This window comes from Streptomyces sp. NPDC001663 (assembly GCF_042893105.1).
Lineage (GTDB): Bacteria > Actinomycetota > Actinomycetes > Streptomycetales > Streptomycetaceae > Streptomyces.
The window spans coordinates 51,531-66,141 of the sequence record NZ_JBIAUR010000026.1 but is presented as its reverse complement, the minus strand read 5'-3'; the positions used below and the strand labels follow the sequence as shown (position 1 = coordinate 66,141).

General features: G+C 71.8%; 14 protein-coding genes. 7 read left to right on the top strand and 7 right to left on the bottom strand.

What is annotated here, in order from left to right; genetic code table 11:
• Positions 1-27: 27 nt before the first annotated feature.
• The 3 genes from ACFY1L_RS50805 to ACFY1L_RS50795 all read right to left on the bottom strand — a co-directional run bounded on the left by ACFY1L_RS50805 (position 28) and on the right by ACFY1L_RS50795 (position 3,366).
• Entirely contained in the window at positions 28-531 is a 504-nt protein-coding gene (locus ACFY1L_RS50805; RefSeq protein WP_388842004.1) for a nuclear transport factor 2 family protein, read from the bottom strand.
• On the bottom strand, positions 528-1,439 hold the full coding sequence (gene folP / locus ACFY1L_RS50800; RefSeq protein WP_388842002.1) for a dihydropteroate synthase: 912 nt from the start codon (positions 1,437-1,439) through the stop codon (positions 528-530). The genes ACFY1L_RS50805 and folP overlap by 4 nt, the downstream gene beginning before the upstream one ends.
• 115 nt (positions 1,440-1,554) lie before the next feature.
• Positions 1,555-3,366, bottom strand: a complete 1,812-nt coding sequence (locus tag ACFY1L_RS50795) for a phosphatidylglycerol lysyltransferase domain-containing protein (RefSeq protein WP_388842000.1) — start codon at positions 3,364-3,366, stop codon at positions 1,555-1,557.
• 224 nt (positions 3,367-3,590) lie between these two features.
• On the opposite strand from ACFY1L_RS50795, the gene ACFY1L_RS50790 reads away from it, so the two are divergent.
• On the top strand, positions 3,591-4,718 hold the full coding sequence (locus ACFY1L_RS50790; protein ID WP_388841998.1) for an alpha/beta hydrolase: 1,128 nt from the start codon (positions 3,591-3,593) through the stop codon (positions 4,716-4,718).
• Positions 4,719-4,878: 160 nt separating this feature from the next.
• Positions 4,879-6,261, top strand: a complete 1,383-nt coding sequence (locus ACFY1L_RS50785; RefSeq protein ID WP_388841996.1) for a hypothetical protein — start codon at positions 4,879-4,881, stop codon at positions 6,259-6,261.
• Between the two features lie 18 nt (positions 6,262-6,279).
• Here the strand turns inward: ACFY1L_RS50785 and ACFY1L_RS50780 are convergent, their stop codons facing one another.
• The gene (locus tag ACFY1L_RS50780; RefSeq protein WP_388841994.1) at positions 6,280-7,641 is read right to left on the bottom strand and encodes a PH domain-containing protein; all 1,362 of its coding nucleotides are present in this window, start codon (positions 7,639-7,641) and stop codon (positions 6,280-6,282) included.
• Entirely contained in the window at positions 7,638-8,150 is a 513-nt protein-coding gene (locus ACFY1L_RS50775; protein ID WP_388841992.1) for a PH domain-containing protein, read from the bottom strand. The genes ACFY1L_RS50780 and ACFY1L_RS50775 overlap by 4 nt, the downstream gene beginning before the upstream one ends.
• A gap of 31 nt (positions 8,151-8,181) precedes the next feature.
• Here ACFY1L_RS50775 and ACFY1L_RS50770 point away from each other — a divergent pair, with 31 nt between their 5' ends.
• On the top strand, positions 8,182-9,333 hold the full coding sequence (locus ACFY1L_RS50770; RefSeq protein ID WP_388841990.1) for an NADH-quinone oxidoreductase subunit D: 1,152 nt from the start codon (positions 8,182-8,184) through the stop codon (positions 9,331-9,333).
• Positions 9,334-9,351: 18 nt separating this feature from the next.
• Here the strand turns inward: ACFY1L_RS50770 and ACFY1L_RS50765 are convergent, their stop codons facing one another.
• Positions 9,352-10,365 carry an SAM-dependent methyltransferase gene (locus ACFY1L_RS50765; RefSeq protein WP_388841988.1) on the bottom strand — a complete coding sequence of 338 codons (1,014 nt, stop codon included), beginning with the start codon at positions 10,363-10,365 and terminating at the stop codon, positions 9,352-9,354.
• Between the two features lie 118 nt (positions 10,366-10,483).
• On the opposite strand from ACFY1L_RS50765, the gene ACFY1L_RS50760 reads away from it, so the two are divergent.
• The 3 genes from ACFY1L_RS50760 (at position 10,484) to ACFY1L_RS50750 (ending at position 13,121) form a co-directional block, all read left to right on the top strand.
• Positions 10,484-11,683, top strand: a complete 1,200-nt coding sequence (locus ACFY1L_RS50760) for a sensor histidine kinase (RefSeq protein ID WP_388841986.1) — start codon at positions 10,484-10,486, stop codon at positions 11,681-11,683.
• Between the two features lie 65 nt (positions 11,684-11,748).
• Entirely contained in the window at positions 11,749-12,420 is a 672-nt protein-coding gene (locus tag ACFY1L_RS50755) for a response regulator (protein ID WP_388841984.1), read from the top strand.
• A 68-nt stretch (positions 12,421-12,488) separates the two neighbouring features.
• Complete coding sequence (locus ACFY1L_RS50750) at positions 12,489-13,121, top strand: AAA family ATPase (protein ID WP_388841982.1); 633 nt, start codon at positions 12,489-12,491, stop codon at positions 13,119-13,121.
• 21 nt (positions 13,122-13,142) lie between these two features.
• Here ACFY1L_RS50750 and ACFY1L_RS50745 read toward each other — a convergent pair whose 3' ends face one another.
• Positions 13,143-14,246 (bottom strand): DUF5937 family protein, encoded by a 1,104-nt coding sequence (locus tag ACFY1L_RS50745; RefSeq protein WP_388841980.1) that lies wholly within the window; start codon positions 14,244-14,246, stop codon positions 13,143-13,145.
• Between the two features lie 160 nt (positions 14,247-14,406).
• Between ACFY1L_RS50745 and ACFY1L_RS50740 the strand changes: the two genes are divergently transcribed.
• A complete protein-coding gene (locus ACFY1L_RS50740) occupies positions 14,407-14,610 on the top strand; it encodes a hypothetical protein (protein ID WP_388841978.1) in 204 nt (67 codons plus the stop codon).
• Position 14,611: the final 1 nt, after the last annotated feature.

Here is a 14,611-nt window from a genome sequence, read left to right as displayed (position 1 = left end):
AGTGTTCTTCGAGGGGCGCCTACCCCGTCAGGAGGGTGTCTCCTCGTCCGCTTCCTCGTCGTTTTCGGACAGAACCGGGGAGGCGTGGTGGGACCAGAGCTTCCAGCCCTCGGGGGTGCGGCGGAACACGTTGGTGGCGACGACCAGCTGCCCGACGAGCGGGCCGAGTTCCTCGCCGCCCTCGGGCGCGGGGCCGCCGCTGAGGATGTTCTCGGTGCAGGTCACCAGGGCGGTGTCGCCGGTGACGGAGACATGCACGTCGGTCAGGAAGAACTGGATGTAGTCGGTGTTCGCCATGATCAGCGCGTACGACCTGAGGACCTCGCCGCGGCCGGTGAGCACCGGCCAGCCGGGGTGCACGCAGGAGATCACGCCGGCGTCGGCCGGGTCGTGGTACTCCTCGTCGACGCCCAGGTCGGCCGGCGTGAGCCAGAGCGAGGACAGCTCGTCGAAGTCGCCGCGCTCCATCGCCTCGTAGAAGGCGGTGTTGGCGGCTTCCACCTGCTCGACGTCGGTGTGGGGGGCGCTCACCGGGCTCCTTCTGCGCGGCGGGTGTCTGCGCCGGGCGCGTGCCCCGTGGTGCGCGCCCCTTCCACGGCGCGTGCGACCCGTACCGCGTCCGCCGTTGCGCGCACCTCGTGCACCCGTACCGCCCATGCGCCGGCGTGCGCCGCGAGCGCGGACACGGCGGCCGTGGCGGCGTCGCGCTCGCGCGCGGGCGGCGGTGCGGACTCCGGTCCGGCCAGGACGCGGCCGAGGAACCGCTTGCGGGAGGCGGCCACGAGGAGCGGGTGGCCGAGGCCGAGCAGGCGGTCGAGATGGGCGAGGAGGACGAGGTCGTGCTCGGCGTCCTTGGAGAAGCCGAGGCCGGGGTCGACGACGATGCGCTCGGGTGCGATGCCGCCGGCGAGGACGGCCTCCACGCGTGCGTGCAGTTCGTCGATGACTTCGGTGACGACGTCGTCGTAGACCCCCTTGACGTTGCCGCCCTCCAGGAAGCCGCGCCAGTGCATGACGACGAAGGGGGCGCCCGTCTCGGCCACCACCGGGATCATCGCGGGGTCGGCGAGGCCGCCGCTGACGTCGTTGACGAGGGCGGCACCGGCGGCGAGGGCCCGTTCGGCGACGGAGGCGCGCATGGTGTCGACGGAGACCGTGACGCCCTCGGAGGCGAGGCCGCGGACGACCGGGATGACGCGCTTGAGTTCCTCGGCCTCGTCGACGCGGGTGGCGCCGGGGCGGGTGGACTCGCCGCCGACGTCGACCAGGTCCGCGCCCTCGGCGACCAGGCCGAGGCCGTGCTTGACGGCGGCCGTGGTGTCGAAGAAGCGGCCGCCGTCGGAGAAGGAATCGGGAGTGACGTTCACGACTCCCATGACCGCGCAGCGGTCCCATTCCGGAAGGCCCGCGACGCGCCCGCGTCCGCTCTGCTTGCTCATACGTTCAGCGTAGAGCCCGGGCCCGGCCGCAGGACGCCGCGGCCCGGGCGGGAGCCCCCGGGCTGGGGGGTGGGGCTCCCGCCCGGGCCCGTCTCAGTGGCTGCGGTGGTGCCGCTCACGCCGCCCGGACGTCTCTTTCGGCCACCGCGTGGGCACACGCGCGTGCGGGGGCCTTGCGGCGGCGCAGGAAGCGCGGCAGCGGCAGGGCGAGGTCGACGAAGCCCTCCGCCTGCATGGCGGCGAAGCCGATGCGGGGCAGGTCAGCGGACGCGCGGTAGACGACGAAGCGGGGCTCCCAGCGGGGGCGGAACTTCGCGTTGAACTTGTACAGGGACTCGATCTGGAACCACCGCGAGAGGAAGACCAGGAGGCCGCGCCAGGCGCGCAGCACCGGGCCCGCGCCGATCTTCTCGCCGCGCGCGAGTGCCGAGCGGAACATCGCGAAGTTGAGCGACACGCGCGTGATGCCGAATTTCGGCGCCGCCTGGAGGGCCGCGACGATGAGCAGTTCGTTCATGCCGGGGTCGGCCGAGCGGTCGCGGCGCATCAGGTCCAGCGAGGCGCCGTCCTCGCCCCAGGGGACGAAGTGCAGGATCGCCTTCAGGTCGCCGTACTCCCCGGGCTGGTCGTCCGCCTTGTGGGCGGTGGCGATCAGGCAGTCGCCGTCGGCGGTGTCGCCGATGCGGCCGAGCGCCATGGAGAAGCCGCGCTCGGTGTCGGTGCCGCGCCAGTCCTCGGCGGCCTGCCGGATCCGCTCCAGCTCGGTCTCGCCGAGGTCACGTACACGTCGTACCCGGGTTTCGTAACCGGCGCGCTCGATGCGCTTGACCATCTGGCGCACGTTGCGCATCGCGCGGCCGGCGAGGGAGAAATCCGCTACGTCCACCACCGCCTCGTCGCCCAGTTCGAGGGCGTCGAGACCGGTCTCGCGGGTCCACACCTCGCCGCCCGTCTCCGAGCAGCCCATGACGGCGGGAGTCCAGGAGTGCGCCTTCGCCTCGTCCATGAAGCGCTCGATGGCGCCGGGCCAGGCCTCGACGTCGCCGATGGGGTCGCCGCTGGCGAGCATCACGCCGGACACGACGCGGTAGGTCACGGCCGCCTTGCCGCTCGGCGAGAAGACGACGGCCTTGTCCCGGCGCAGTGCGAAGTGGCCGAGGGAGTCGCGGCCGCCGTGCTTCTCCAGCAGGGCGCGCAGGTGGGCCTCGTCCTCCTCCGTGAGGCGCGCGGCCGGGTGTTCGGGCCGGAAGGCGAGGTAGATCGTCGTGACCGCCGTCAGGAGGCCGAGAGCGCCCAGCGAGAAGGCGACCGTCCAGGAGGTGTTGCCCTGGTAGTCGACCGGACCCTCGAAGCCGAACAGGCCGTACAGGACGTGCGTGATGCGATCGGCCAGGCTGGGGTCGCCGACCATGCGGTTCGGGTGGACGCTGACGATGACCAGGCCGAGGACGAGCGATCCGGCGCCCATGAGGACGAAGTTCGCCAGCGCTCGCCACCGGCTGCGCGGATCGGGCAGCGCCCGGAACTGGTCACGGTGTCGCAGCAGGGGTGCGAGCAGCGCCAGAGAGATGATCACTCCGATGAGGGAGTGGCGGTATGTGAACTGCGCCACCGCGCCTGCGGGCAGCAGCGCCACCGCGGCGCGCCATGCCCGGCGTTTGCCACGCCTCAGACCGTGTGCGAGCAGCAGCAGCAGGATGCCCGCGCTGAGCGAGAGCGCGGCCGCGAACGGGCCGAACGATCCCGGCAGCACCTCGGCAATGGTGTGCATACGGCTGTGCCTGAAGCGCGGGAAGACGCCCGCGGCGATGTCCAGAAGGCCAACGACGGCACAAGCTCTGGCGACGAGGACGGGGACGGCCTCGGGGCGCGGACCGCGCAGGACGCGCCGCGCGTTGCGTGATCGGAACGGAACCCCGCCCGACATTTCCTCATCTGTCCTGACAGACATCGCATCCCGTAGTTCTGCGAGAGACCTTGGATCCGGGCCCGATTCGGGCATCCGGCGACATTGCGCCCTCTAGGACGGTGTCTCGAGGAGGAAGGTTCCAGACCCTCCTCAAAGCCGGTTCAAAGGCCGAGGAAAGTCCCGGACAAGCCCTTGCGAAGGTGTGGGGGAGCCGGGTGGAAACCGCAGGCAGGAAGCAGGTCATGGGTCTTACGAGCAACAAAGTGCTGGGATTGGCAGTCGCGTTGGCCGTACTGCTGTTCGTCGGCACGGTGTGGCTGTGGCCGCGTCTGGCGCGGCGGAACTGGCGGGCCGTCAGCGGTCGCGTCGGCCTGCTGCTCGGCACCCAGCTGGCCCTCTTCATGTCGCTGGGCCTCGCCGCCAACCAGGCCTTCGGGTTCTATGCCAGCTGGGCGGACCTGTTCGGTCAGGAGAAGGACCAGGGCGTGGTCATAAACCACACGGCGCTCGGCGGTTCGGGCGGTCCGCTGCAGGTGGTCGAGACGGCGAGCGTGCGCGGCGCCGGCGGTGCCAGGCCGCAGGTCGGCGGTCAGATCCAGAAGGTCGACATCGTCGGCCGTACGACGAACATCGCCACGCCCGCGTACGTCTACCTGCCGCCGGAGTACTTCCAGCCGCAGTACCGCACGCGTACGTTCCCCGCAGCCGTCGTCCTCACCGGGTATCCGGGCACCGCCCAGGCCCTCGTGGACAAACTGCACTACCCGCGCACCGCCCAGGACCTCGCCAAGGACGGCCGTATGCAGCCGATGATCCTGGTGATGATGCGGCCGACGGTGGCGCCGCCGCGGGACACGGAGTGCGTGGACATCCCGGGCGGTCCGAAGACCGAGACGTTCTTCGCCAAGGACCTGCCCGACGCGATGCTCGCGCACTACAGGGTGGGCAAGAAGCCCGGCAGTTGGGGCATCATCGGCGACTCCACGGGCGGCTACTGCGCGCTGAAGCTGGCCATGCACCACCCGCGGTCGTATGCGGCCGCCGCGGGCCTGTCGCCGTACTACAAGGCACCGATCGACCCCACCACGGGCGATCTCTTCCACGGCGACAATGGGCTGCGCGATCGCGCCGACCTGTTCTGGTATCTCAAGCACCTTCCCGCCCCCGACACTTCACTGCTCGTCACCAGCAGCAAGATCGGGGAATCCAACTACAAGGACACGTTGAAGTTCATAGAGCGCGTGCAGGCCACCGGGCTGACGCGGATCTCGTCGATCATCCTCGAAAGCGGCGGGCACAACTTCAACACCTGGCGTCGGGAGATTCCGGCGACGCTGCAGTGGATCAGCGGGCGGCTGAGCGACCGGTGACCGGACGGCCGTCCGGGCAGCGCAGCCGGGGTTTCGATCATTGATGATCTTGCCGAATTCGGCGAAGTGCTATTCCTGATGCCCTGTGAACGTTTCGGGATGGCTGTGTTTTTGCGGGGCGGGGCACCAAGGCTCGCCTACGCGCGGTAAGTTTCTGGCCATGCCACGTGGACGTCACCGCCATTCCCCGCCCTTGCACAGGCTGCTGCCTCCGTCGGCTATCGCAGGCGTCTCCCTTGTCTGCGCCTTCGGCCCCTGGGTGTTCTCGCAGCCGGCCGTGCTCCGTGTCGTCGCCGCGTTCGCCGCGGCGACGGCTGTCGTCGGGGCGGCCGTCATGCGCCGCTGGGACTCGCAGGCGGGCAAACAGGTCGCCGACCTCACGCGCGCGCGTGCGAGCGACGAGTGGCGGCACGAGGAGCGGGTCGCCGAGCTCGAGACCGACCTCGAGGAGTCGCGCGAGCTGCGCACGAAGCTCGAGCAGCGGCTGCGGGCCAAGCGCGCCGAGCTGGCGGGGCTGCGCAACGAGCACGCGGCGCTGCTGCGGCGGTACGCGACGGCGGAGACCGAGCGTGCGAGCGCCCTGGAGGGCCGTCGGCTGCTCGAGATAGAGGCCGCGGCTCCCGCGCGCGCGTTGCCACCGGTGCCGACCGACGAGTCGGCGGTCGCGGACCAGGAGGCCGAGGCTGTGGCTGCCTCGGCACAGGACGCCGCCGAGGGCACCGAGGAGACGCCGGAGGCTCCGGCGGTCTTCTCCCCGGAGGGTTCCAAGCTCTTCCTGCGGGCGAACGCGGCGCTGAAGAAGTTCGACGAGGACGGTGACGGTTCTCCGAAGGACGACGGCGACGTGACGGGCGAGGACGGCTCGCAGGACGACGCGGCGCTCACGGACGACGACGCGGCCGAGGACGCCGCTGCAGTCGAGGACGACGCTGCGGCCGAGGACGACACCGACCCCAAGGACGACGGTTCCCCGAAAGGTGACGGTCCCTCAAAGCGCGGCTCCAAGAAGGGCGAGCCGGTGAAGGCGAAGGCCGGTTCGGACTCCGCCGCGGCTGCTGCCGCCGCGGCCGCGGCCGTCGTCAACGAGCCCGCCGCCGTTGTGACCGAGGCCGCCGCCGACGACACGGAGGCCGCGGCGCAGGAGGACGAGGCACAGGGGCAGCCCGAGGCGGTCGACGGGCATGAGCGCGCGGCCGCCATCACTCCGGCCAGGCCCGTGCAGCAGCCCTCCGGGCACTTCGTCGCGCCGACCGCGGTGGCCGTCGTACCGGCCGCGCCCGTGCGGCGACCGGCAGTCGAGGGCGGATTCGACTTCTTCGGTACGAAGGCCGAGCAGTCGAGCACGGCCATGGAGGCCGTGCAGAACGAGGACCTCGCCGACGTCGTGGGTCAGGAGGCGCTCGCCCTCCACAAGGCCGAGACCGAGGCGGAGTTCAAGCCGGCCGACGAGGACGCGCGCGGCGTCGGCCAGGTGATCGACCTGACGGCCCACGACGAGACGGAGCAGATCGACGTGCAGGGGCTGCGCAGCGCGGTGTCCTGAAGCAGCTCGTACCGGATCTCATGGCGCCGTGGGGTGACTGCCCTGCGGCGCCATCCATCTGTCCGGCCGCGCGTCCCTGCGCCCGGTGCGTGATCTCTCCGCCTGCGCGCGCAGCAGCTCCGCGGCCTCCTCCGCGTCCCGCAGCCGGGCCGTGACGGTCTTGTTGGCCCCCGTGTCCACATGGACGTCGGCGACCCGCCACAGCCGCTCCCAGGGCCCCTGAGCGAGCCGTACGCTCTGCACCTTTGCGTGCGGCACGAGCGCCAGGCTCCGGCGCAGCAGACCGTGCCGTGCCGCGAACACCGTGTCGGTGACGGCGAGTCCGTATCCCCGCCACCACACCGGCACGCATCGCCCGGCGCGCCGCGGCGGCCGTGACAGCGCCGAAGCCGCCGGGACGGTCACCCCGGGCAGCACGCGCGTGACGACCGATTCGGCGAGCTCGCGCGGAGCGACCGGCACGAGCACGGAGTTGGACGAACCGGCCACGTCCAGCTCCACGCGGACCCAGCCGCGCCGCCGCCACAGCAGCGGCTCCACGATCCGCACGGTCTGCACGCGTCCGGGTGGCACCGTCTCGTGCGTGCGGTCGAGCAGCCCGTGGTCGATGCGCAGCCCGTCCGGGGACTCGCCCACAGTCCAGTCGTACTCGCCGACGAACCGCCCCACGCTGCTCGTGGCGGCCGCACCCAGCAGGGGGACGCCGGTCGCGAGGACCGTCCACACGCTGTGGGTGGCCAGCCACAGCACCGGCGGGACGACGAGCGCGGCGGCCAGGGTGCCCCAGGTGGCGCCGGTCAGCACGAGGGAGATCGCGAGGTCGCGCGCGGGCGTGCGCAGCAGTTCGCGCGCTGGTGCTTCGCCGACCTCGTGCGCCGTCTCGGGTGCGAAACCGGCGGCGCGCGCGAGCAGTTCAGCGCGCAGCGCACGCGCCTCGCGCTCCCCGAGGAAGGCCAGCTCGTCCTTCTTGTCGGTGCCTATGACGTCGAGTTTGAGCTTGGCGACGCCGGCCACACGCGCGAGGAGCGGCTGGGTGATGTCGATGGCCTGGATGCGTTCGAGCCGGATGTGCGCGGTGCGCCGGAACAACAGGCCGGTACGGATGCGCAGTTCGGCGTCGGTCACCGCGAAGTGCGTGAACCACCAGGTGAGGAAGCCGTACAGGGCCGCGGCCGGGACGAGGACCGCGAGCGCGATCAGCAGGGTGGTGGTCGTCAGCTTCGTCAGCTGGCGCTGCGCCTGGTCGGGGTCGTGCACCGCCCACCCGATCAGCACGGCCACCGGCGCCCACGCACGCCTGAGGGGCGTCACGGGGTGCAGTCGCCGCTCGGTGACGGGCGGCTTCTCGAGTACGGCGTCGTCGACGCCCGGCGCCGTCACAGGCCCGCCGATCGGGCCTCGCCGAGCTCGGTGAGCCGGTCGCGCAGCCGTTCCGCCTCGGCCGGGTCGAGGCCCGGGATGGTCGCGTCGGTCGCGGCGGCCGCCGTGTGCAGCTGCACGCTGGCCAGCCCGAAGTGCCGCTCGACGGGCCCGGAGGTCACCTCCACCAGCTGCATCCGCCCGTACGGCACCACGGTCTCCTCGCGCCACAGCACGCCCCGGCTGATCAGCAGGTCGTCGGCGCGCTCGGCGTACCGCCAGGAGCGCCAGTTGCGGCCGAGCAGCACCCAGCCCCAGGCCATGAGCGCGAGCGGCAGCAGCGCGAAGGCGGCCCAGCCGGGCCCGGCCAGCAGGCCGAGCAGCAGGCCCAGGGCGAGAGCCAGCACCCCCAGCCACACCACCAGCAGCAGGCGGCGCATCCGCAGCAGCCCGGGCGGCAGGCCGGTCCACTCGGGTGCCGCCGCCTCGTCCCCCGTAGTGCCCGTGCTGTGCGGGCTCCCCGTTTCCATACGGCCAGCGTACGTAGGAGAGACTGTGTCCATGACTCCCACGACGGAGACCATGGTCGGTATCGGCGGCGCCGCGGAGAGCACCGACATGGTGCTCAACATCGGACCGCAGCACCCGTCCACGCATGGCGTACTGCGGCTGCGACTGGTGCTGGACGGCGAGCGCATCATGCACGCGGAGCCGGTGATCGGGTACATGCACCGCGGCGCGGAGAAGCTCTTCGAGGCGCGCGACTACCGCCAGATCATCATGCTCGCCAACCGCCACGACTGGCTGTCGGCCTTCTCGAACGAGCTGGGCGTGGTCCTCGCCGTGGAGCGCATGCTCGGCATGGAGGTCCCCACGCGCGCGGTGTGGACACGCACGCTGCTCGCGGAGCTCAACCGGGTGCTCAACCACCTGATGTTCCTGGGCTCCTATCCGCTGGAGCTCGGCGGCATCACCCCCGTCTTCTACGCCTTCCGTGAGCGCGAGGTCCTCCAGAACGTCATGGAGGAGGTCTCCGGCGGCCGTATGCACTACATGTTCAACCGCGTCGGCGGCCTCAAGGAGGACCTGCCGGCCGGCTGGGCCTCACGCGCGCGTGAAGCAGTCGCCGCCGTGCGCTCGCGTATGGACCGGTTCGACGACCTGGTGCTCGGCAACGAGATCTTCCGCGGGCGCACGCGGGGCGTGGGGGCGCTTGCGCCGGAGACCGTGCACGCGTACGGCGTGAGCGGGCCCATCGCGCGTGCCTCGGGCGTCGACTTCGACCTGCGCCGCGACGAGCCGTACCTCGCGTACGGCGAGCTGCAGGACACCCTGAAGGTCGTCACCCGGCAGGAGGGCGACTGCCTCGCCCGCTTCGAGGTGCTCCTGGAGCAGACCCACGTCGCCCTCGACCTCGCCGACGCCTGCCTCGACCGGCTCTCCGAGCTGCCGCCCGGGCCGATCAACCAGCGGCTCCCGAAGGTCCTCAAGGCGCCCGAGGGGCACACGTACGCGTGGACCGAGAACCCGCTCGGCATCAACGGCTACTACCTCGTCAGCAAGGGCGAGAAGACCCCGTACCGACTGAAGCTGCGCTCGGCCTCGTACAACAACATCCAGGCGCTCGTGGAGCTGCTGCCGGGGACGCTGGTGGCGGACATGGTGGCGATCCTGGGGTCGCTGTTCTTCGTGGTCGGCGACATCGACAAGTAGGGACAGGCAGGTAACGGGTCAGTCGACCAGTACATCCGGCAGTACGTCCGGAATTCCAACTGACTGCAGCAGCCAGCCGAAGTCGCCGAGGCCGCCCGGAGCGGTGAGTTCGGCGGCTTCGCCGGCACTTGCAAGAGCGCGCACGTAGGCGGCGGGCTGTGTGGACGCGAGTGCCAGCGGAGGGCGCGCGCCCGCGACGCCCAGGACGCGCAGTGCCTCGCGCTGTCGCAACAGGCGTGCGCCGGAGGGAATGCGCGCCGCGCACGCGTCCAGCGCGACGTGCGCCGTGATGTCGCACGACCCGTCCGGCACCGGTGCCGTCTCACGCCCCGCGCGGAAGCCGGTGAGGGTCCCGAACGGGGGGCGCGCATCCAGAGTGTGCGCGTAGTCGACGGCGACCGCGAGGCCCTGGCCGACGCTCGCGACCGCGTCCGCCCACGCCTCGTCCCTGGGCAGCCCGATCTCCGCCCGCAGCCCTTCCGCCCCGCCGAGCGGCCACCACCGCGCGAGCCACTCCGCCTCGGCACCGCCGACCGGTTCCCCGAGCCGCTCGGTCCCGTCCTGCCGTACGAGCACCTTGCGAGGTACGCCTGCGGAGTCCGCCTCGGCGATGTCCACCGGGACGTTGTCCAGCCACTCGTTGGCGAACAGCAGCCCGGTGACTTTCTGCGGCGGCTCGGGCAGCCACTCGATCCGGTCGTCCAGGTCTTCCGGGCGGTCGGCGATCTCGACGCCGTACGCGTGCGTGCGAGCGGCCACATCCGCCGGCAGCGCGGCCAGCACACCGCCGACGAGCTCGCCCCGCCCCGCCGCCATGTCGACGAAGTCGAGCCGAGCGGGCCGGCCCAGGGCCTCGTCGACCCGGCCCAGCAACCCCGCCACGGCCCCCGCGAACAGCGACGACGCGTGCACGGACGTACGGAAGTGCCCGGCCGGACCCTCCGGCCTGCGATAGAAGCCGTCGGACCCGTACAGGGCGTCCTGCGTCGCCGCCCGCCAACCGCGCCACTCGTCCGTTGCGTCGTCCGTCACCGGGCCAGGCTAAGCGCGCAGGAGAACGAAGCCTCCACCTTGCGGAGTATGCGCGCCGGATGCGGATCGGTCCTCCGGTTGACCCCTGCACGCATCCGGCTTCCCTACGCTGGGTTACGTGCAGCGCCTCTATGACTTCCTCCGCAGACACCCGACAGGGGTCGACACCTTCTGGGCCGTCTTCCTGTTCGGGATCTCGCTGCTGAGCGGAACCGCCAGTTCGGCGGTCCGGGGCACCGAGGCCCCGGCGCTGATCGTTCCGATCACGTTTCTGCTGTGCCTGGTGATCGCGCTGCGCCGGCGCATGCCGGAGAAGATGCTGCTGCTGGCGATGGGGCTCGGTCTGGCGCAGCTGGTGCTGAACGTCCAGACGATGGCCGCCGACTTCGCGATGCTGGTGATCGTCTACACGGTGGCGGCGACGGGCGCCCGATGGGCCTCCCGGCTCGCGCTGGCCGTGGGGCTGTGTGCGGCGCCGCTGGCGCAGCTGCGCTGGCCGCAGGACGGGAGCGCGCTGGGCAATGCCGCGAAGGCGGTTTTCCTGACGGTGCCGTTCGCACTCGCCTGGGTGCTCGGCGACTCGATCCGCACCCGCCGCGCCTACTTCGCGCAGCTGGAGGAGCGTGCCGCCCGGCTGGAGAAGGAGCGCGAGGCGCAGGCCAAGGTCGCGGTGGCCGCCGAGCGCGCCCGGATCGCGCGCGAGCTGCACGATGTCGTCGCGCACAACGTGTCGGTGATGGTGGTGCAGGCCGACGGTGCCGCCTACGTCCTGGACGCCGCCCCCGACCAGGCCAAGAAGGCCCTGGAGACCATCTCCTCCACCGGCCGCCAGGCCCTCGCCGAGATGCGCCGCCTGCTCGGCGTGCTGCGCACCGGCGAGCACCAGGAGGTCGGCGAGTACGTCCCGCAGCCCGACGTCGAGCAGATCGACGAGCTGATCGAGCAGTGCCGCACCTCGGGCCTGCCCGTCGACTTCAAGGTCGAGGGCACCCCGCGCCCGCTGCCCAGCGGCGTCGAGCTCACCGCGTACCGCATCGTGCAGGAGGCGCTGACGAACACGCGCAAGCACGGCGGGCCCAACGCGGGTGCGAGCGTGCGGCTGGTCTACTTCGACGACGGGCTCGGCCTCCTCGTCGAGGACGACGGCAAGGGCGCCCCGCACGAGCTCTACGAGGAGGGCGGCGCCGACGGCCAGGGGCACGGCCTGATCGGGATGCGCGAGCGGGTCGGTATGGTCGGCGGCACGCTGGACGCGGGGCCGCGGCCGGGCGGAGGATTCCGCATCAGTGCCCTGCTGCCGCTCAAACCGGCGCACTGACGCCGACGCATGCCCCGTATTGACACCTGTAACGGCCTTGTAGACGGAGACGGAAGAGGACCCCGATGACGATCCGCGTGATGCTCGTCGACGACCAGGTGCTGCTGCGCACCGGGTTCCGGATGGTGCTCGCCGCGCAGCCGGACATGGAGGTCGTTGCGGAGGCGGGGGACGGTGTCGAGGCCCTCCAGGTGCTGCGCGCCACGGCTGTCGACGTGGTGCTGATGGATGTGCGCATGCCGAAGCTGGACGGCGTGGAGACCACCCGTCGCATCTGCCAGGAGGCGAATCCGCCGAAGGTGCTGATCCTGACCACCTTCGACCTCGACGAGTACGCCTTCTCGGGGCTGAAGGCGGGCGCCTCCGGCTTCATGCTCAAGGACGTGCCGCCCGGCGAACTCCTCACCGCCATCCGCTCCGTGCACAGCGGCGACGCGGTGGTGGCCCCCTCGACCACGCGCCGCCTGCTCGACCGTTTCGCGCCGATGCTGCCGAGCGCCGGCAAGGAGCCCCAGCACAAGGAGCTGGAGCGGCTCACCGACCGCGAGCGCGAGGTCATGGTCCTGGTCGCGCAGGGCCTGTCGAACGGCGAGATCGCGGCCCGGCTCGTGCTGTCCGAGGCGACGGTGAAGACCCATGTCGGCCGCATCCTCACCAAGTTGGGGCTGCGCGACCGGGTGCAGGTGGTGGTCCTGGCGTACGAGACCGGGCTGGTGCGCGCGGGCGGGCACGGCTGATCCATCGGCGACGGCTGATCCACGGGCGGCGTGACCCTCGCGTAACCGGTGCCCACTAGGGTCTGCGCATGCTCCTGTGGATCAACGGCCCTTTCGGGGGCGGCAAGACACAGACCGCGCACGAGATCCAGCGGCGCCTGAGGGGCAGCGTCATCTGCGACCCCGAGCACGCCGGATTCGGTCTGCGCCGGATGCTTCCGCCCGAACTGCGCGGAAACTTCCAGGACTTGACCTCCTGGCGGCAGGGCGTGGTCGAGGTGCTCGACCTCGCCCTCACCAAGCACGACGGAGTCGTGATCGCGCCCATGACGGTCACCGACTCCGGCTGCTTCGAGGAGACCGTGGGCCGGCTGCGTGAACTCGGCCACGACGTACGGCACTTCACTCTCCTCGCCCAGCGCGAGACCGTCCTCAAACGACTGCGCGAGCGCGGCTTCGGGCACCTCCTTCAGTACGTCGCCGGGAAGAACGCCGGTCTGGGACGCGAGACCTGGGCCGTGCAGCAGCTCGACCACTGCCTGGAGCGGCTGCAGGAGCCGGAGTTCGCCGAGCACCTGTGGACGGACCACTCGACCGTGCCGAAGACGGCGGACCGCATCGCCGTGCTCGCCGGCCTGCAGCTGCGGCCGAACAACGAGGGCGCGCTGCGGACGCGGCTCAGGCAGGTGCGGGTGGGCATCCGGCACATCCGGTTCGACTGAGCCGGGCGGGCGGGCCGCCGCTCAGCGCAGGATGCCCTCCAGGAAGTCGCTGCCCAGCCGGGCCACGACGGCTATGTCCAGCTGGTGCTGGACGTACCGGCCGCGGCGCCGCGTGGTGATCAGGCCCGCCTTCTTCAGGACGCCCAGGTGCCGGGATATCTCCGGGGCCGTCACGCCCTGCGCCTGCGCCAGCTCGCTCGTGGTGTGGGCGCTGCGGGCCAGGTAGCGGCAGATCCGCATCCGCACGGGGTGGGACAGGGCGGTCATCCGCAGGGTGAGCTGCTCGACGGAGGGCGGGGCCGCGAGCTCCGGGGAGCCGACCGGGTAGTGCAGCACCGGCTGCCAGCCGGGCCGGTACAGGACGGCCAGGTGGGGCCAGCCGAGACTGGTCGGTACGAGGAGGAGGGTGCCGTCCCGCGTGGAGGCACGGCCCACGCTCAGCTTGTCGACCGTGATCTCGGCGGCGGCCTCGTCGACCGTGATCGCCGGGGACGCGGCGGCCAGCGCCTCGGCCAGGCCCTTGCGGCGCATGAGGTCGGTCTTGTGGCGGGCGTCCGCCGTGAGCTGGTGGCGCAGCCGGGACCAGGTCTCCGCGAAGAACGCCTCGTCGCAGCCCTGGAGGAACTGCCGCAGCCAGGCCCGGATCCTGGGCGGGTCGGTCAGCAGCAGCTCGGTGAACCGCTCCTGACGCGGTCCTCGCGCGGCGGCCAGCTCCAGGGAGAGCCGGCGCAGTTCGGCGTCGACGAGCGGGCCGGGCCCGACGCCGTAGGGCAGCGCGCAGCTGAACTCCAGCGCGGCGTCCACGAACTGCTCGTCCGTCAGCTTGTCCAGCAAATCCAGCTCCTCGGCGAGCGTGGCCCCCGGGAGGGCGGCGCCGCCCGGGACGCCCGCGTACGGCAGGAACAGGTCCGAGAACGTCGACCGCCACAGGAAGTCCGCCTCGCACATCCGGTCGGCCAGATGCGGGTCCAGCCGGGCCGTCACGCCCGTCACCCAGCCCTGCAGCCCCGGATGGTGCCCCGGCTCGGACAGCGCGTGCAGCGCCATGCCGAGCTCGGCCAGGGGCGAGGGGACGACGGCGACCCTCTCCGGCCGCAGCCCCGCGATGTCGATGTGCACGCTCATGACCTCATGGTGCACCCCGCCACTGACAACGCCGCCGTCGATTGACGGCCGCCGTCAATCGACGCGACGTCCGCCGTCACGGCGGCGCAGCCTGGGACGACCGGGGCAGCCGCGGAGCCCATCCCCACGTACGGGAAGCGTCCCGAGAAGGCGACCAGCCATGAGCATCACGCAGCAGTACCTCCTCGACACCTACCGCGCCCAGCGGCTCGGCGAGCCCGCCCCGCCCGCGCCGGGCGCCCACGACTGGCAGGTCGTGCGCGAGTGGAGCGACTACCGGCAGTTCCGTGCCGTCGTCGCCGGGCGGCCGGCCCATGGGCGGATCCGCCGCCTCCTGATCCACTGGCTGCGCCCCACCCACTGAG